The 16,047-nt window shown below is 65.9% G+C and carries 15 protein-coding genes; 6 read left to right on the top strand and 9 right to left on the bottom strand.

Features of this window, described 5'->3' with window-relative positions:
* Nucleotides 1–30: 30 nt before the first annotated feature.
* A complete protein-coding gene (ilvA, locus tag CAG41_RS02200; protein ID WP_085580963.1) occupies nt 31–1,545 on the bottom strand; it encodes a threonine ammonia-lyase, biosynthetic in 1,515 nt (504 codons plus the stop codon).
* A gap of 148 nt (nt 1,546–1,693) precedes the next feature.
* Between ilvA and rpiA the strand changes: the two genes are divergently transcribed.
* Nucleotides 1,694–2,368: a ribose-5-phosphate isomerase RpiA gene (rpiA, locus tag CAG41_RS02195; protein WP_085580965.1), complete on the top strand. Its 675-nt coding sequence runs from the start codon at nt 1,694–1,696 to the stop codon at nt 2,366–2,368.
* 146 nt (nt 2,369–2,514) lie between these two features.
* Here the strand turns inward: rpiA and CAG41_RS02190 are convergent, their stop codons facing one another.
* From CAG41_RS02190 to CAG41_RS02175, 4 genes are all read right to left on the bottom strand, one after another.
* Nucleotides 2,515–3,432, bottom strand: coding sequence for an SdiA-regulated domain-containing protein (locus tag CAG41_RS02190; protein ID WP_085580967.1), 918 nt, complete (start codon nt 3,430–3,432; stop codon nt 2,515–2,517).
* Between the two features lie 108 nt (nt 3,433–3,540).
* Nucleotides 3,541–4,470, bottom strand: coding sequence for an SdiA-regulated domain-containing protein (locus tag CAG41_RS02185; protein ID WP_085580970.1), 930 nt, complete (start codon nt 4,468–4,470; stop codon nt 3,541–3,543).
* Nucleotides 4,471–4,759: 289 nt separating this feature from the next.
* Nucleotides 4,760–5,425, bottom strand: a complete 666-nt coding sequence (locus CAG41_RS02180; RefSeq protein ID WP_085580972.1) for a fumarylacetoacetate hydrolase family protein — start codon at nt 5,423–5,425, stop codon at nt 4,760–4,762.
* A 39-nt stretch (nt 5,426–5,464) separates the two neighbouring features.
* Nucleotides 5,465–6,859 carry an FAD-binding oxidoreductase gene (locus CAG41_RS02175; RefSeq protein ID WP_085706664.1) on the bottom strand — a complete coding sequence of 465 codons (1,395 nt, stop codon included), beginning with the start codon at nt 6,857–6,859 and terminating at the stop codon, nt 5,465–5,467.
* 204 nt (nt 6,860–7,063) lie between these two features.
* Between CAG41_RS02175 and serA the strand changes: the two genes are divergently transcribed.
* On the top strand, nt 7,064–8,293 hold the full coding sequence (gene serA, locus CAG41_RS02165; protein WP_085580977.1) for a phosphoglycerate dehydrogenase: 1,230 nt from the start codon (nt 7,064–7,066) through the stop codon (nt 8,291–8,293).
* Nucleotides 8,294–8,356: 63 nt separating this feature from the next.
* Here serA and CAG41_RS02160 read toward each other — a convergent pair whose 3' ends face one another.
* Nucleotides 8,357–8,782, bottom strand: coding sequence for a DUF4399 domain-containing protein (locus CAG41_RS02160; RefSeq protein ID WP_085580979.1), 426 nt, complete (start codon nt 8,780–8,782; stop codon nt 8,357–8,359).
* Nucleotides 8,783–8,916: 134 nt separating this feature from the next.
* Here CAG41_RS02160 and CAG41_RS02155 point away from each other — a divergent pair, with 134 nt between their 5' ends.
* Nucleotides 8,917–9,495 carry a transporter substrate-binding domain-containing protein gene (locus CAG41_RS02155; RefSeq protein ID WP_085580981.1) on the top strand — a complete coding sequence of 193 codons (579 nt, stop codon included), beginning with the start codon at nt 8,917–8,919 and terminating at the stop codon, nt 9,493–9,495.
* A 251-nt stretch (nt 9,496–9,746) separates the two neighbouring features.
* Here the strand turns inward: CAG41_RS02155 and CAG41_RS02150 are convergent, their stop codons facing one another.
* Nucleotides 9,747–10,232, bottom strand: a complete 486-nt coding sequence (locus CAG41_RS02150) for a DUF523 domain-containing protein (protein WP_085655866.1) — start codon at nt 10,230–10,232, stop codon at nt 9,747–9,749.
* Between the two features lies 1 nt (nt 10,233).
* Nucleotides 10,234–10,866, bottom strand: a complete 633-nt coding sequence (locus CAG41_RS02145; RefSeq protein ID WP_085580983.1) for a 2OG-Fe(II) oxygenase — start codon at nt 10,864–10,866, stop codon at nt 10,234–10,236.
* Nucleotides 10,867–10,974: 108 nt separating this feature from the next.
* Here CAG41_RS02145 and CAG41_RS02140 point away from each other — a divergent pair, with 108 nt between their 5' ends.
* A complete protein-coding gene (locus tag CAG41_RS02140) occupies nt 10,975–11,727 on the top strand; it encodes a DUF2059 domain-containing protein (protein ID WP_085580986.1) in 753 nt (250 codons plus the stop codon).
* Between the two features lie 143 nt (nt 11,728–11,870).
* On the opposite strand, the gene CAG41_RS02135 is transcribed toward CAG41_RS02140, so the two are convergent.
* A complete protein-coding gene (locus CAG41_RS02135; RefSeq protein WP_085706663.1) occupies nt 11,871–12,818 on the bottom strand; it encodes an alpha/beta hydrolase in 948 nt (315 codons plus the stop codon).
* Nucleotides 12,819–12,915: 97 nt separating this feature from the next.
* Here CAG41_RS02135 and CAG41_RS02130 point away from each other — a divergent pair, with 97 nt between their 5' ends.
* On the top strand, nt 12,916–13,494 hold the full coding sequence (locus tag CAG41_RS02130) for a DUF6436 domain-containing protein (protein ID WP_085580990.1): 579 nt from the start codon (nt 12,916–12,918) through the stop codon (nt 13,492–13,494).
* A 104-nt stretch (nt 13,495–13,598) separates the two neighbouring features.
* Complete coding sequence (locus tag CAG41_RS02125; protein WP_085706662.1) at nt 13,599–16,010, top strand: penicillin acylase family protein; 2,412 nt, start codon at nt 13,599–13,601, stop codon at nt 16,008–16,010.
* Nucleotides 16,011–16,047 lie beyond the last annotated feature (37 nt).

Here is a 16,047-nt window from a genome sequence, read left to right as displayed (position 1 = left end):
TCCTTATGGCCTGCCCATCAGCGTAGCCGCTCAGCCGAGAAACAGCTGATAGGCCGGGTTGTCGCTCTCGTCCCAGTACGGGTAGCCGATCGCCTCCAGCGCCGCCGGCACCAGGTGGCGCTCCTCGTGCGGCACCTGCAGGCCCGCCACCACCCGGCCGTCCGCCGCGCCGTGGTTGCGGTAGTGGAACATCGAGATGTTCCAGCGCCCGCCCAGTTTGTTGAGGAAGTTGAACAGCGCCCCCGGACGCTCCGGGAACTCGAAGCGCAGCACCACCTCGTCGACCACCTGCGCCGCGCGCCCGCCGACCATGTGGCGGATGTGCAGCTTGGCCAGTTCGTTGTCGGTCAGGTCGATCACCGGGAAGCCCTGTTCGGTCAGGCTCGCCAGCAGCGCGCTGCGCGGGTCGCTGTCCGGGTGGGTCTGCACGCCGACGAAGATGTGCGCTTCGCTGCCGGTGCTGTAGCGGTAGTTGAATTCGGTGATCTGGCGCTTGCCGATGGCCTCGCAGAACGCCTTGAAGCTGCCGGCCTTCTCCGGGATGGTCACGGCGATGATCGCTTCGCGGCCCTCGCCCAGTTCGGCGCGCTCGGCCACGTGGCGCAAGCGGTCGAAGTTGACGTTGGCGCCGGAGTCGATGGCGACGAAGGTCTTGCCGGCCACGCCGCGCTGCTCGACGTACTTCTTGATCCCGGCCACGCCCAGGGCGCCGGCAGGTTCGGTGATCGAGCGGGTATCGTCGTAGATGTCCTTGATCGCCGCGCAGATTTCGTCGGTGCTGACGGTGATCACCTCATCGACGTAGTCCTTGCAGATGTCGAAGGTGTGCTGGCCGATCTGGGCCACCGCCACGCCGTCGGCGAAGATGCCCACCGTCGGCAGCACCACGCGCTCGCCCGCCGCCATCGCCGCCTGCAGGCAGTTGGAGTCGTCGGGCTCGACGCCGATGACCTTGATGTCCGGGCGCAGGTACTTCACGTACGCCGCGATGCCGGCGATCAGCCCGCCGCCGCCGACCGGCACGAAGATCGCGTCCAGCGGCTGCGGGTGCTGGCGCAGGATCTCCATCGCCACGGTGCCCTGCCCGGCGATGGTGTGCGGATCATCGTAAGGGTGGATGTAGACGTAGCCCTTCTCATCGACCAGCTTCAGCGAATAGGCCAGCGCCTCCGGGAACGAGTCGCCGTGCAGCACCACCTTGCCGCCCCGTGAGCGCACGCCTTCGACCTTGATCTCCGGGGTGGTCTTGGGCATCACGATGGTGGCCTTCACCCCCAGCACCTTGGCCGCCAGGGCCAGGCCCTGGGCATGGTTGCCCGCCGAGGCGGTGACCACGCCGCGGGCGCGCTCTTCGTCGGTCAGCTGGGTCAGCTTGTTGTAGGCCCCGCGGATCTTGAACGAGAACACCGGCTGCAAGTCTTCGCGCTTGAGCCAGATGTCGTTGCCCAGCCGCTCGGAGAGCTGGCGGGCGTTCTGCAGCGGGGTTTCTACGGCAACGTCGTAAACGCGCGAGGTGAGGATCTTTTTGACGTACTGTTCGAGCATCGGAAGGCATCACTGGGCGGGTTGGGCAGGGCCAAGGAGTCTAACCCGGCTTTTGGCCGCACGACCACACGAATCCCGAGGTTTTACCCCGGCTTGGGGCTATAATGCCGGCCTTTCCGTTCTTACCTTGCCCGCTTCCGGAGCCCGCATGACCCAGGATCAACTCAAACAGGCCGTGGCCCAGGCCGCCGTCGACTTCATCCTTCCTAAACTCGACGACAAGAGCATCGTCGGGGTCGGCACCGGCTCCACCGCCAACTGCTTCATCGACGCCCTGGCCCTGCACAAGGGCGCGTTCGACGGCGCGGTCGCCAGCTCCGAAGCCACCGCCGCGCGCCTGAAGGGCCACGGGATCCCGGTGTACGAGCTCAACACCGTGAGCAACCTGGAGTTCTACGTCGACGGCGCCGACGAAAGCGATGCCCACCTGAACCTGATCAAGGGCGGCGGCGCGGCCCTGACCCGCGAGAAGATCGTCGCCGCCGTGGCGCAAACCTTCATCTGCATCGCCGACGCCAGCAAGCTGGTGCCGGTGCTCGGCGCGTTCCCGCTGCCGGTGGAAGTCATCCCGATGGCCCGCAGCCACGTCGCCCGCCAACTGGTGAAGCTCGGCGGCGACCCGGTCTACCGCGAAGGCGTGCTGACCGACAACGGCAACATCATCCTCGATGTGCACAACCTGCAGATCACCAACCCGGTGGAACTGGAAGCGCAGATCAACGCCATCGTCGGCGTGGTCACCAACGGCCTGTTCGCGGCGCGTCCGGCGGACCTGCTGCTGTTGGGCACCAGCGAAGGCGTGAAAACCCTGAAGGCTGAGTAACCCGAAACTGCCCACATTCTTCTGGGCAGATGAAAAACCTGTGGGAGCTGGCTTGCCAGCGATAGCGGTGTGTCAGTCGACCTGTTCAGTGACTGAAACTCCCTCATCGCGAGCAGGCTCGCTCCCACAGTGTTTTTGGGTGCGAATCAGTTTTGCGCAGGCTTCTTGAAGACGTAGAACAGGTTCGGCTCGCTCACCAGGTACAGCGTCCCGTCATCGTCCATCGCAATGCCTTCGGCCTGCGGCACGGTCTTCTTCAGGCCCTGCCGGCCCCCGCTCAGCGACATCGTGCTCAACGGGCGCCCGTCCACATCCAGTTCCAGAATCAGCCGCGACTCGTCGGACAGCGCCAGCAGATGGCCGCTGCGCTCGTCGTACTGCAGGCTCGACAGGTCCCGCACGAACATCCCGGCGTCGCGCTTGGGGTTGTTGATCACGTGCACGGCGTAGGACTTCTCCGGATTGAAGTGGGGAAAGCCGTGCACTTCATAGATCAGCATCGGGTCCCGCTCCTTGGCCACGAACAGGCGCTTGCCCACCGAATCGTAGGCCAGGCCTTCGAACCCCTTGTTGCCGCTCATGTGCACGCCGAGGGTCATCTGCTCCGCATCGGCCGCATCGAGGAACGTGGTGTCCTGCTCGAGGTGGATCTTGATCAGCCGCTGCTGGCGCTCGTCGGTGATGACGTAGGTGTCGGCGCTGATGAACTCCACCGCCTCCGGATCGCCGAAGCCGATCAGCGCCACCCGGCGCAGGATCCGGCCGTCCAGCGACAGTTCGATCAGCTCGGCGTTCTTGTTGGTGACGGTGAACAGGCTGTTGCGCACCGGATCGTAGGTCAGGGCCGACACATCGTCGTCCAGCCCGTCGATGGTTTTCGCCTCGACGTCCACCCGGTAGCGGTCAAGGCCGATGGCCTCGGCGCTGTGCGGCTGCCACAGCGCATGCAGGTTGAACCAGGCCCGTTCGAACAGGCGCAGGTACTGGCCGACGGCGATCAACGCGATCAAGGCCACCGCGGACAGCAGAATGAACAGGGGTTTGGGACGGGCGAATCGGCGCATGCGGACGGGCTCGGAATCAAAACGGGCGGATGGAATATCACGCCCGTCTGAACTGAAGCTTAATGGCCGCCGGCCCGTGAGGACAACCGCGCGCCTGGGGCGCCGGGGTCACTTCTGCTTTTCGAAGCGATAGAACAGGTTCGGCTCGCTGACGATGTACAGCGTACCCGCCTCGTCCATGGTCACGCCTTCGGCGCGGGGGATGGTTTTCTTCAGGCCGTTGAAGCCGCCGAGCAGGGTCATGAAGCTGACCTGCTCGCCCTTTTCGTCCAGCTCCAGCAGCAAGTGCGAATCGGCGGACAGCACCAGGGTGTGGCCGGTGCGCGGGTCGACGGCCAAGGCCGAGAGGTTGCGCAGGTCCAGCTCGTCGCTCGGCAGCTTCTGCTTGTCACCCTTGAGGGCCTGGCTGCCGTCGCTGCTCCAGGTGAACAACGCCGGCGGACGCTCCTCGCCCAGCAGCAGGCGTTGGTTGCGCTTGTCCCAGGTGATGGCCTCGAACGCCTTGTTCTGATCCTTGGACGGGCCCAGGTCGTACTTCGGATAGTCGTCGCGCTTGAGTTCGCGGGTGGCGGCGTCGACCTTGACGATCGACAGCAGGTGGTCGCGTTCGTCGACGATGGCCAGCAGGCCGTTCTCCATCACGGTGACGCCTTCCGGATTGCTCCAGCCCACCAGCGGCATCTTGCGCAGCACATCGCCCTGCAGGGTCAGCTCGACCAGGAAAGGGTTCTTGCCCATCACCGAAAACAGGGTTTTGGTCTGCGGGTCGTAGGAGAGATCCGACGCCTCGTCCTTTTCCATCCCCGGCAACAGCTTGGCGTCGATCACCGCGCGGTAGTCGGGCAGCCAGATGCTTTCCTTCTGCTCGGCGGCGCTCTCGAAACGCTCCTGCACCCACAGCAGGCCCCGGTCGTCCCAGTGCATGGCGTACGCCAGGCCATAAGCGACGGCGCCCACCAGCAGCAGCCAGGAATACCCACGCATGACGAACCGCGGGCGGCGGGCGGATTTGAGCTTGGGCAGCGATTGAGATGACATCAGAGGACGCGTTCCGAAAATTCAGGCTATGGGTAATAGCACAAAGGGGCCGGCTCAGACGCCAGAATGACCGGAATTATCCGTACAGGATGTGAAAAAAACGGCAAATGGCGGGATCGCCTTGCCTGTGGGGGCCGCTGCACCGATCCATCCCTTGCGGTGGCTGATCCAGCGAATCGCCAGCAGGCTGGCTCCCACAGAGGCCCCCCGATATCCGCAAGATACCTGACAGGCTCCAAGACCCTGTGGGAGCCTGCCTGCCGGCGATGGCGTCAGCGGCAATGACGGATCAGCGCACGCTGCTGGTGAAGCGGCTGGCGCCCGGCAACTCCAGCACGATGTCGTCGCCGACGTTCAGCGGCCCGACGCCCACCGGCGTGCCGGTGAGGATCACGTCGCCGGCCTGCAGCGAGAAGCAGCCTGCCATGTGCTGGATCATCGGCACGATCGGGTTGAGCATCGCGCTGCTGTTGCCGTCCTGGCGAACTTCACCGTTGATGGTCAGGCGGATGCCGATGTCGGTCAGGTCGGCGAAGGTGCCGGCGGCCACGAACGGGGCGATCACCGCCGCACCGTCGAAGGACTTGGCGATTTCCCACGGCAGGCCCTTGGACTTGAGCTCGGCCTGCTTGTCGCGCAGGGTCAGGTCCAGCGCCGGGGCGAAGCCGGAGATGGCGTCCAGCACTTCCTCGCGGCTCGGCCGGGTGGACAGCGGCTTGCCGATCAGCACGGCGATCTCGGCCTCGTAGTGCACCGAACCGCGCTCGGTCGGAATCTTGAACCCGCCCTCCAGCGGCACCACGCAACTGCCGGGCTTGATGAACAGCAACGGCTCGGTGGGCACCGGGTTGTCCAGTTCCTTGGCGTGTTCGGCGTAGTTGCGGCCGATGCACACCACTTTCCCCAACGGGAAGTGAATCCGCGTACCGTCGACGTATTGGTGCTGATAGCTCATTTACCGACTCCTGCCTTCATTGATTCACAAGGGTTGCGCTCAAACCGCGAAGATCTTGCCCGGGTTCATGATGCCGTTCGGGTCGAACACCGCCTTGACCGCTTTCATGTACTCGATTTCCGCCGGCGAGCGGCTGTAGGTCAAGTAATCGCGTTTGGTCATGCCCACGCCGTGTTCGGCGGAGATCGAGCCGTTGTACTTCTCGACGGTCTCGAACACCCACTTGTTGACGGTGGCGCACTTGGCGAAGAACTCGTCCTTGCTCAGGTTGTCCGGCTTGAGGATGTTCAGGTGCAGGTTGCCGTCGCCGATGTGGCCGAACCAGACGATCTCGAAATCCGGGTAGTGCTTGCCGACGATCGCGTCGATTTCCTGGAGGAACGCCGGGACTTTCGCCACGGTGACCGAAATGTCGTTCTTGTACGGCGTCCAGTGGGAGATGGTTTCGGAGATGTACTCGCGCAGCTTCCACAGGTTCTGCAGCTGGGTTTCGCTCTGGCTCATCACGCCGTCGAGCACCCAGCCCTGCTCCACGCAGTGTTCGAAGGTCTCCAGGGCCAGGTTGGCCACCTCTTCGGTGGTCGCCTCGAACTCCAGCAGCGCGTAGAACGGGCAGTCGGTCTCGAACGGCGCCGGCACGTCGCCGCGGCCCAGCACCTTGGCCAGCGCCTTGTCGGAGAAGAACTCGAACGCGGTCAGGTCGAGCTTGCCCTGGAAGGCGTGCAGCACCGGCATGATCGAGTCGAAGTCCGGGGTGCCGAGCACCATCGCGGTCAGGTTCTTCGGCGCCCGGTCCAGGCGCATGGTGGCCTCGACCACAAAGCCCAGGGTGCCTTCGGCGCCGATGAACAGCTGCCGCAGGTCGTAGCCGGTGGCGTTCTTGATCAGGTCCTTGTTCAGTTCCAGCACGTCGCCCTTGCCGGTGACGACTTTCATGCCCGCCACCCAGTTGCGGGTCATGCCGTAGCGAATGACCTTGATCCCGCCGGCATTGGTGCCGATGTTGCCGCCGATCTGGCTGGAACCGGCGGAGGCGAAGTCCACCGGGTAGTACAGGTCATGCTCTTCGGCGGCGTTCTGCAGTTGCTCGGTGACCACTCCCGGCTGGCAGACGGCGGTGCGGTCGGTGAGGTTGATGTCGAGGATGCGGTTCATGTAGTCGAACGACACGACCACCTCGCCGTTGGCCGCCACCGCGGCGGCGGACAGCCCGGTGCGCCCGCCCGACGGCACCAGCGCCACCTTGTGCGCATTGGCCCAGCGCACAATGGCCTGCACCTGTTCGATGGTCTTGGGGAACACGACGGCGCTCGGCGCCGGGGCGAAATGCTTGGTCCAATCCTTGCCGTATGCGTTCAGGGAGTCGGCGTCGGTGAGGACTTTGCCGGGCTCGACCAGGGTCTTCAGTTCATCAATCAGGGCAGGATTGGTCATCGACAGAACTCTCGAACAATTCATGGTCATCCTGAAGACGCTTCACGTCGCAGGAATGAGTGATTAGCGGGGTGGCTATGCTAGCATACCGACCCCGCAGGCCAGTGCCCAACGGCGGTTCTGCGGCGACGGCTTTCCTGCCGTCCGGGTCAGCATCTGTTGACCATTTCCTGCCATTTTTCTCCGGGATACAGGTTTACGCAGATGAGCAAGACTTCTCTCGACAAGAGCAAGATCAAGTTCCTTCTCCTCGAAGGCGTCCACCAATCGGCTGTCGACGTCCTCAAGGCGGCGGGCTACACCAGCATCGAGTACCTCACAGGCTCCCTGCCGGAAGACCAGCTCAAGGAAAAGATCGCTGACGCTCACTTCATCGGCATCCGCTCGCGCACCCAACTGACCGAAGAGATCTTCGATCACGCGAAGAAGCTGGTGGCGGTGGGCTGTTTCTGCATCGGCACCAACCAGGTCGACCTGGAAGCGGCCCGCGAGCGCGGCATCGCCGTGTTCAACGCGCCGTACTCCAACACCCGCTCCGTGGCGGAACTGGTGCTGGCCGAGGCGATCCTGCTGCTGCGCGGCATCCCCGAGAAAAACGCTTCCTGCCACCGTGGCGGCTGGATCAAGTCCGCGGCCAACTCCTTCGAGATCCGCGGCAAGAAGCTGGGCATCGTCGGCTACGGCTCCATCGGCACCCAGCTGTCGGTCCTGGCCGAAGGCCTGGGCATGCAGGTGTACTTCTACGACACCGTGACCAAGCTGCCGCTGGGCAACGCCGTCCAGGTCGGCAACCTGCACGAGCTGCTGGGCATGTCCGACATCGTCACCCTGCACGTGCCTGAAACCGCCGCCACCCAGTGGATGATCGGCGAGAAGGAAATCCGCGCCATCAAGAAGGGCGGCATCCTGATCAACGCCGCCCGCGGCACCGTGGTCGAGCTGGACCACCTGGCCGCCGCGATCAAGGACAAGCACCTGATCGGCGCCGCCATCGACGTGTTCCCGGTGGAGCCGCGCTCCAACGACGAAGAGTTCGAAAGCCCGCTGCGCGGCCTGGACAACGTGATCCTGACCCCGCACATCGGCGGCTCCACGGCCGAGGCGCAAGCCAACATCGGCCTGGAAGTGGCGGAGAAGCTGGTCAAGTACAGCGACAACGGTACGTCGGTATCGTCCGTGAACTTCCCGGAAGTGGCCCTGCCGGCCCACCCGGGCAAGCACCGTCTGCTGCACATCCACGAGAACGTCCCGGGCGTGATGAGCGAGATCAACAAGGTCTTCGCCGAAAACGGCATCAACATCTCGGGTCAGTTCCTGCAGACCAACGAGAAGGTCGGCTACGTGGTGATCGACGTCGACGCCGAGTACTCGGAGCTGGCGCAAGAGAAGCTGCAGCACGTCAACGGCACCATCCGCAGCCGCGTGCTGTTCTGACCGGTCGCTGAGCAACAAAAAAGGGAGCTCCTCGGAGCTCCCTTTTTCATGCCCGCAGAACCGTCATTTCACCGTGATGGTGATCTTCTCCGAAACGATCGGCGGGTCGAACGCCATGTGGTTCTTGTCGCCCAGCTCCAGCTGCAGGGTGTGCTGGCCCGGAGCGAGTTTGATTTCTGCGAACGTCTGGGCCTTGCCGAAATGCATATGGTTGGCGTCGGTCGGCACCACTGCGCCGACCGGAACAGTCTCCTTGGCGTCGATCAGCAGATGGTGGTGACCGGTATTCGGCGTGGCATCACCAGCCGGTGCCAGCGCGACATCCTTGGTGCCGAACTTGACGGTGAAGGTCTGCGAAACCGTGGCTCCGTCCTCGGGAGAAACGATGAACACTTCGGCTCCCTTCGGCGCCGGCGTGGCCGCACTGGCCAGCACCGAAACGCCCATCAGCAAACCAGCCAAAGCAGCACGTGACATGAATGTTTTCATTCTCTTCTCCAGTTTTTCCGTAAAATCCGCGCGGTCATGACAACTTCATGACCATTCGTTGTCGAAGGCACTCGTCAACCATAGCAAAGCGAGCCTGAACATCAGGCCGCGACAATGATTTCAAAGGAGTGACCATGCGTTTCCTGCCTGGCCTGATCTGCCTGCTTCCCCTTCTGAGCCCCCTGGCCCATGCCGAACTGATGGATGACATCAACGACCGCGGCGAGTTGCGCATCGCCCTTGAGGCTAATACACCGCCTTTCAATTTCAAGGACGGCGACACGCTCGCGGGGTTCGAGGTCGAGCTGGGGCAATTGCTGGCCAACGAACTGGATGTGCGGGCCGACTTCACCGTCACCGACGAAAGCGACCTGCTCCAGGGCGTCGAAAGCGGCAAGTACGACATCGCCCTCAACCACATGGCATTGACCCCGGCGCTCAAGGATCGTTTCGACGTCAGCGAACCCTACGGCCAGGTCAACCCGCGGTGGCTGGCCAAGAAGGACGAGCAGCCGCGCCCGCTGGTGCTGGTGCAGGCCCTGACCGAGGGCAAGCCTAAGGACGAAGCGCCGGTGGCGCTGGCGATTCCGTACCAGAAAGGCAACCCGGCGTTCCACGCGAGCCTGGAGAACGCGTTGCAGCGGATCAAGGCGGACGGCCGGCTGGCGACGCTGACGCAGAAGTGGCTGGAGCAGCCTGCCGAAAACCCATGAGCCTGTAGCCCTGCGGCGCCTTGGCGGACGCCATCGCCAGCAGGCTGGCTCCCACAAGGATCCAGGCTGAGTGCAGCGTCCGCGGTCAACGCAGAAGCGGGGTTCGCCCGCGAAGGCATGGGGTCAGGCGCCGGTGATGTCGGAGGGGCCGGCCCAATCGCCGGCAAGCCGGCTCCCACAGGTTTTGTGCTTGGGCACCGGATCTGTGGGAGCCAGCCTGCTGGCGATGGCGGCAGCGGGAGCGCCGCAGGTCAGTCGAGCGTTGCCAGGGCCTCGGCGGCCTGCGGCAGCTCCAGTTCGCTGAACACCTGCACGCCGTGGCGCTTGAGCAGCGCCGCGGTGACCCCTTCGCCTGAGACCTTCACCCCGCTGAACGTCCCGTCATAGGTCAGCCGGTTGCCGCAGGACGGGCTGTTGGCCTTGAGCACGGCGATCCGGATGCCGTGGCGGCGCACCAGCTCCAGGGCCTGCTGCGCCCCGGACAGGAACTGCGCGCTGACGTCCTCGCCGTCGGTGGTGATGACCGCGGCGGTGCCGTCCAGCACTTCACCGCCCTGCCCGCCTGGGATCTCCGCCGCCGCCCGGGGCGTGGGCAGACCGCCGGCCACCTCGGGGCACGTCGGCACCACGCGCCCCTCGGCCACCCATTGCTCCAGCAGCCCGAACGGCCCGCCGGCCCCGCCGTCGTAACGCACGGGGTGGCCGAGCAGGCAGCGGCTGACCAGGATCCGCTCCATCTCAGAACGGCTCGTTGCCGCGGCGGCGGAACCAGCCGGTCAGCGACAGGCGCTCGCGGTTGGCCGGCAGCACTTCGTGGGGCACGTCGCCGGAGAGGAACACCACCAGGCAACCGCCCGTGGGCTGCACGTCGTGGATGCGTTCGTCGTCCAGGTACATGCGCAGCTGGCCGCCGTCCTCCGGCAGCCAGGCGTCGTTGAGGTAGATCACCGCCGAGACCGCACGCCGGTCGTCGTCGCGGAAACGGTCGACGTGCCGGCGGTAGAACGCCCCCGGCGGGTACAGGGCGAAGTGGCACTCGAAGTCTTCGAGGCCCAGGAACAGCCCGCGGTTGAGCGCCTCGCGCAGGCTGTCCATCAGGTTCAGGTAGCGGTCGCTGGCCGCGTCCTGGCCCGGTTCGAGCCATTGGATGTGGTCGCCGCGAATGCCTTCGCGGACTTCCGTGGAGGCGCCGCGCCCGACCGCCGCCGGTGCCAGTTCGCCCTCGGCCGCGCGCTTGCGGCACTCGGCCGCCAACGCGCGGGTCAGGTCCTGGGGCAGGAAAATGTTCTGCTGCGACCAGCCATGGTCGGCGAGGTCGTCGACGATGCGCAGCAGCAGCGGGTGATCAGAGGATATGGGCATGGCGCGCATAGTATGCCGGCGGCGAGAAATCCGACAGAGCCACGCGGCGGCCTGATACGAATTCTCGACAAGTACCGGCACCGCACGGAGAATAGTCGGCTGCTGACAGGAGTCCTTATGCGCCGTTTGTTTTTCTCACTGTTGATGTTCTGCGTGTTGCCCGCCTGGGCAGACAGCCACGACCAGCTGTACAAGGTCGCCGGCTGGCCGGAACAGCGCGCGCATTTCAACGACGCCCTGAGCGCCGCGCAGCAGCGCTATCAGAACAGCCTGCCGCCGGCGGTGTTCCAGGCCCTGGTCAACAACAGCAACCAGCGTTTCGCCCCTCAGTCCGTGGATCGGCGCGCCGAAGCGCAACTGCGCCAGAACCTCGCCGACCCGAAACCGGCCCTGTCCTTTTTCCAGTCGCCGCTGGGCAAGAAGATCGTCGCCGCCGAGCTGCTGGCAACCCGCCGCGACCAACTGGCGAAGAACGCCAAAGGCCTGCCGAAGATGCCGGCCAGCGACAGCCGCCTGCTGATCATCGGGCACCTGGCCCAGGCGCTGCCCGCCCGCGAGGCCGGCGCCGAAGTCAGCCTGGCGATCGCCGGTGTGGCGGCCGACAGCCTCAGCTCGATGATTCCCGGCCTGCTCGGCGCCGGCCAGGCCCAGGGCATGCTCGACGGCCAGCGTCAGCGGCTGATGGAGCAGATCGGCGCCGACCTGAACAACACGCTGCTGTACGTCTACCGCGACCTGTCGGACGAAGAGCTGGAAGAGTTCGCGACCTTCGCCGAGTCCGCCGAGGGCAAGGCCTATTACCAAGCGGCGCTGGCGGCGATCCGGGCGGGGCTGGCGGTCGGCCAGAGCGCGTCGAACCTCGGCCAGTGATCCGTATCGCCTTCCGGGCCCTATCGCGGGCAAGTCGAATCGTCGCACCGCCGCTCCCACAGTGATCGCGGTCGTTCAAAAACCTTGTGTACGCCTCGAAACCTGTGGGAGCGGGCTTGCCCGCGATGGCGCCCGGAAGGCCGCTACCGCTGGTTGCCCTTGATCCGCTTGCTCAGGAACTCGAAATACTCCTCGCGCATCTCCACCACCTCGTTGGCCAGGTGATGCCGCGCCTGCGGCAGCATCAGGATCTGCGGCCGGTCGAACTTCCACTTCAGCACCTGAAGGTTGTGCGGCCAGTCCACGGTCATGTCCGCCTGGCCCTGGACGATCAGCGGCCGGCGCGGGCTCTTCTTGGCGTATTCGATGCGCTCGATCCAGCGCGACAGCGCCCCGACCCACTTCGTCGGCAAACGCTTTGGCTGCAGCGGGTCGGCCTGCAGGAACGGCAGGAACGCAGGATCGTTGGTGTTCTCGCTGAAGCGCCGGGCGATGCCCCGGACGAAGGGCCGCAGCAGGTAGTAGCTCAGCTGCGACCAGCCCCAGGCCCGCGGCCGCACCAGCGGCGCCAGCAGGATCACCTGGCCCTGGGCGGGGCTCTCGACGCTTTGGTCGAGCAGATGATCGACCACGATCGCCGCACCCGTGCTTTGCCCGCACAGGTGCCACGGCTGCGGCAAGGCGATCGAGCGCGCCTCGGCGAACAGCCCGTGCAGGGCGTCCTGGTACTCGGAGAAGTCGCGGATGCTCGCCCGCTCGCCGCTCGACAGCCCGTGCCCCGGCAGGTCGCAGGCGATCACCGCGAAGCCCTGGTCCAGCGCCCAAGCGATCACATGCCGGTAGAGCCCGGTGTGGTCGTAGAAGCCGTGGAGCAGGAACAGCGTGCCCTTGGCGGTCTCCGGCCACCAGCAATGGCTGACCAGTTCGTAGCCGTCCACCTCGAAGCGGCCTATGCCGCGCCACACGTCGCGCTCGGGGAAGTCGGTGCGGTAGAACCGCTGGTACGCCTTGGCCTCGTCCGACAGCGGCTGCCACTGGGCCAGGGGCCGCAGGCCGGCACGCAGATGATCGGGGTTGAAGGTCGCAGACATGGGCACTTCCAGAACGGTGAACAGACTTTATCGGCCTGCGATATTCATCTGTCGCGGCAGGCATGGCAAGCTAGCCGGCCTTCGAGGATCGAAAACCATGCGTCCGCCCTACCGCACCGCCCTGTTCGCCAGCCTGCTCGCGCTCGTGTGCGCCGGGGTGCTGTGGGCGGCGTACGACTGGTTCCAGGGCCGCTACCTGCGCGCCTTCAGCTCACACACGGCGGTGTTCTCCGGCGATCCGCTGCGCCTGCCGGACGACCTCGCCGGTCCCGGCAGCATCCGCCTGGTGCATTTCTGGGATCCCGCCTGCCCGTGCAACGTCGGCAACCAGCAGCACCTGACGGAGATGGTCGAGCGCTTCAGCGCCAAGGGCGTGGAGTTCTTCGCGGTGCAGAAGGCCGGCAGCCACGGCCAGTTGCCCGCCGGCCTCGGCAACCTCAAGACCCTCGACGCGCTGCCCGGCGCCGAACAGATCCCCGCAAGCCCGGCGGTGGCGATCTGGGACCGCAGCGGCAAGCTGGCATACTTCGGGCCGTACAGCGAAGGCCTGACCTGCAACTCCGCCAACAGCTTCATCGAACCGATCCTCAATGCGCTCAGCGAAGACCGCCCGGTCAACGCCACCCACACGCTGGCGGTCGGCTGCTATTGTCCGTGGCCGGCGACCGGGCCTTAAGGCATTCCGGACTTTTCGAAAGACAGCGATGCACGGCGCACAAGGTCTGTGCTAATTGTTGACGGCCCCCATGGGCGGGGATCCCGAACGCACAAGGAGTCACCATGAAACGCGTCTTCACCGTTCTTGCCTTGCTCATCGTCGCGCTGCTCGTCGCCGCCGGCGGCTACGTGTACAGCAAGCAGCCGACGCGTCAGGGCCAGATGGCGCTGCGCAACCTGCAAGGCTCGGTGACCGTGCGCTACGACGAACGCGGCGTCCCCCACATCCGCGCCGAAAGCGAAACCGACCTCTACCGCGCCCTCGGCTACGTGCACGCCCAGGACCGGCTGTTCCAGATGGAAGCCATGCGCCGCCTGGCCCGAGGCGAGCTGGCCGAAGTGCTGGGGCCCAAGCTGCTCGACACCGACAAGCTGTTCCGCAGCCTGCGCATCCGCGAACGGGCCGCCAGCTACGTCGCCGGCCTCGACCGCCAGTCACCGGCGTGGAAGGCCCTGGAAGCCTATCTGGACGGCATCAACCAGTATCAGGACAGCCACGCCGCCCCCCTCGAGTTCGACGTGCTGGGCATCCCCAAGCGGCCGTTCACCGCCGAAGACAGCATCAGCGTCGCCGGCTACATGGCGTACAGCTTCGCGGCGGCGTTTCGCACCGAGCCGTTGCTGACCTACGTGCGCGACCGGCTCGGCGCCGACTACCTGAATGTCTTCGACCTCGACTGGCAGCCCAAGGGTGTGCTGGCCAAGGGGCGCAGCCCTTCGGCGCTGGCCCTGGCCGCCAGCGACTGGCAAGACCTGAACGCCCTCGCCCGACTCAGCGAACAGGCGCTGATCGACCACGGCCTGCCGCAGTTCGAAGGCAGCAACGCCTGGGCGGTCGCCGGCAGCCGCAGCAAGAGCGGCAAGCCGCTGCTGGCCGGGGATCCGCACATCCGCTTCTCGGTGCCGGCGGTGTGGTACGAGGCGCAGCTGTCGGCGCCGGGCTTCGAGCTGTACGGCTATCACCAGGCGCTGGTGCCGTTCGCGTTCCTGGGGCACAACCTGGACTTCGGCTGGAGCCTGACCATGTTCCAGAACGACGACCTGGACCTGGTGGCCGAAAAGGTCAACCCGGACAACCCGAACCAGGTCTGGCACCGCGGCCAGTGGACGGACATGGTCAGCAGCGAGCAGCAGATCGCGGTGAAAGGCCAGGCGCCGGTGACCGTCACCCTGCGCCAGTCGCCCCATGGCCCGATCGTCAACGACGCCCTCGGCACCGCCGCCGGCAAGACACCCATCGCCATGTGGTGGGCTTTCCTCGAAACGCCCAACCCGATCCTCGACGGTTTCTACCAGCTCAACCGCGCCGACACGCTGGCCAAGGCCCGCGCCGCGGCGGCCAAGGTGCAGGCGCCGGGGCTGAACATCGTCTATGCCAACGCCAAAGGCGACATCGGCTGGTGGGCGGCGGCCCTGCTGCCCAAGCGTCCGGCCGGGGTGAAGCCGGGCTTCATCCTCGACGGCGCGAGCAGCCAGGCGGACAAGGACGGCTACTACCCCTTCAGCGCCAACCCCCAGGAAGAGAACCCGGCGCGGGGCTACATCGTGTCGGCCAACTTCCAGCCGGTGTCGCCCACCGGCCTGGAGATCCCCGGCTACTACAACCTGGCCGACCGTGGCCAGCAGCTCAACCGCCAGCTCGCCGACAAGTCCGTGAAGTGGGACAACGAGGCCAACCAGAAGCTGCAGCTGGGCACCGCCACCGCCTACGGGCCGCGCCTGCTGGCGCCGCTGCTGCCGGTCCTGCGTGAGGTGGTGAGCGACCCGGCGCAGCTCAAGCTGATCGGGCAACTGGCCCAGTGGCAAGGCGACTATCCGCTGGATTCGGTCAGCGCGACGGTGTTCAACCAGTTCCTGTACGACCTCGCCGACGCGGCGATGCGCGATGAGCTGGGCAACGACTTCTTCGAGACGCTGCTGTCGACCCGGGTGATCGACGCCGCGTTGCCGCGCCTGGCGGCGAACGCCGACTCACCGTGGTGGGACAACCGCGCCACCCCGGAAAAGGAAACCCGCGCCGACACCGTCAAGGCGGCCTGGCAGGCCAGCATGGCGCACCTGAAGCAGACCCTGGGCGACGACCCGGCGCGCTGGCAGTGGGGCACGGCGCACACCCTGACCCACGGCCACCCGCTGGGCCAGCAGAAGCCGCTGGATCGGATCTTCAACGTCGGCCCCTACGCCGCGCCGGGCAGCCACGAGGTGCCGAACAACCTCTCGGCGAAGATCGGCCCGGCGCCGTGGCCGGTCACCTACGGGCCGTCCACCCGGCGCCTGATCGACTTCGCCGACCCGGCCCACAGCCTCACCATCAACCCGGTGGGCCAGAGCGGCGTGCCGTTCGACAGCCACTACGACGATCAGGCCGAGGCCTACGTGGACGGGATGTACGTGCAGGCGCACTTCAGCGACGAGGAAGTGACGGCCAACACCCGCAGCACCCTCAAGCTGCTGCCGGCGCGGGCGGCCCAGTAACCTTCAGCGCGGCGCCTGGCAAGTCGAGTCGTCACAC

Origin of the sequence: Pseudomonas sp. B35(2017) (assembly GCF_002113645.1) — a bacterium.
Lineage (GTDB): Bacteria > Pseudomonadota > Gammaproteobacteria > Pseudomonadales > Pseudomonadaceae > Aquipseudomonas > Aquipseudomonas ekonensis.
The sequence above is the reverse complement of the archived record's forward strand: the minus strand, read 5'-3'. Positions and strand labels throughout refer to the sequence as shown.

Excerpts from the sequence above, each read along its gene's own strand:
- CAG41_RS02135 (WP_085706663.1), bottom strand. The coding sequence starts at position 12,818 with ATGTCTGCGACCTTCAACCCCGATCATCTGCGTGCCGGCCTGCGGCCC.
- CAG41_RS02190 (WP_085580967.1), bottom strand. The coding sequence starts at position 3,432 with ATGCGCCGATTCGCCCGTCCCAAACCCCTGTTCATTCTGCTGTCCGCG.
- CAG41_RS02185 (WP_085580970.1), bottom strand. The coding sequence starts at position 4,470 with ATGTCATCTCAATCGCTGCCCAAGCTCAAATCCGCCCGCCGCCCGCGG.
- ilvA (WP_085580963.1), bottom strand. The coding sequence starts at position 1,545 with ATGCTCGAACAGTACGTCAAAAAGATCCTCACCTCGCGCGTTTACGAC.
- CAG41_RS02175 (WP_085706664.1), bottom strand. The coding sequence starts at position 6,859 with ATGACCAATCCTGCCCTGATTGATGAACTGAAGACCCTGGTCGAGCCC.
- CAG41_RS02145 (WP_085580983.1), bottom strand. The coding sequence starts at position 10,866 with ATGCGCGCCATGCCCATATCCTCTGATCACCCGCTGCTGCTGCGCATC.
- CAG41_RS02140 (WP_085580986.1), top strand. The coding sequence starts at position 10,975 with ATGCGCCGTTTGTTTTTCTCACTGTTGATGTTCTGCGTGTTGCCCGCC.
- CAG41_RS02160 (WP_085580979.1), bottom strand. The coding sequence starts at position 8,782 with ATGAAAACATTCATGTCACGTGCTGCTTTGGCTGGTTTGCTGATGGGC.
- rpiA (WP_085580965.1), top strand. The coding sequence starts at position 1,694 with ATGACCCAGGATCAACTCAAACAGGCCGTGGCCCAGGCCGCCGTCGAC.
- CAG41_RS02130 (WP_085580990.1), top strand. The coding sequence starts at position 12,916 with ATGCGTCCGCCCTACCGCACCGCCCTGTTCGCCAGCCTGCTCGCGCTC.
- CAG41_RS02150 (WP_085655866.1), bottom strand. The coding sequence starts at position 10,232 with ATGGAGCGGATCCTGGTCAGCCGCTGCCTGCTCGGCCACCCCGTGCGT.
- CAG41_RS02180 (WP_085580972.1), bottom strand. The coding sequence starts at position 5,425 with ATGAGCTATCAGCACCAATACGTCGACGGTACGCGGATTCACTTCCCG.
- CAG41_RS02125 (WP_085706662.1), top strand. The coding sequence starts at position 13,599 with ATGAAACGCGTCTTCACCGTTCTTGCCTTGCTCATCGTCGCGCTGCTC.
- serA (WP_085580977.1), top strand. The coding sequence starts at position 7,064 with ATGAGCAAGACTTCTCTCGACAAGAGCAAGATCAAGTTCCTTCTCCTC.
- CAG41_RS02155 (WP_085580981.1), top strand. The coding sequence starts at position 8,917 with ATGCGTTTCCTGCCTGGCCTGATCTGCCTGCTTCCCCTTCTGAGCCCC.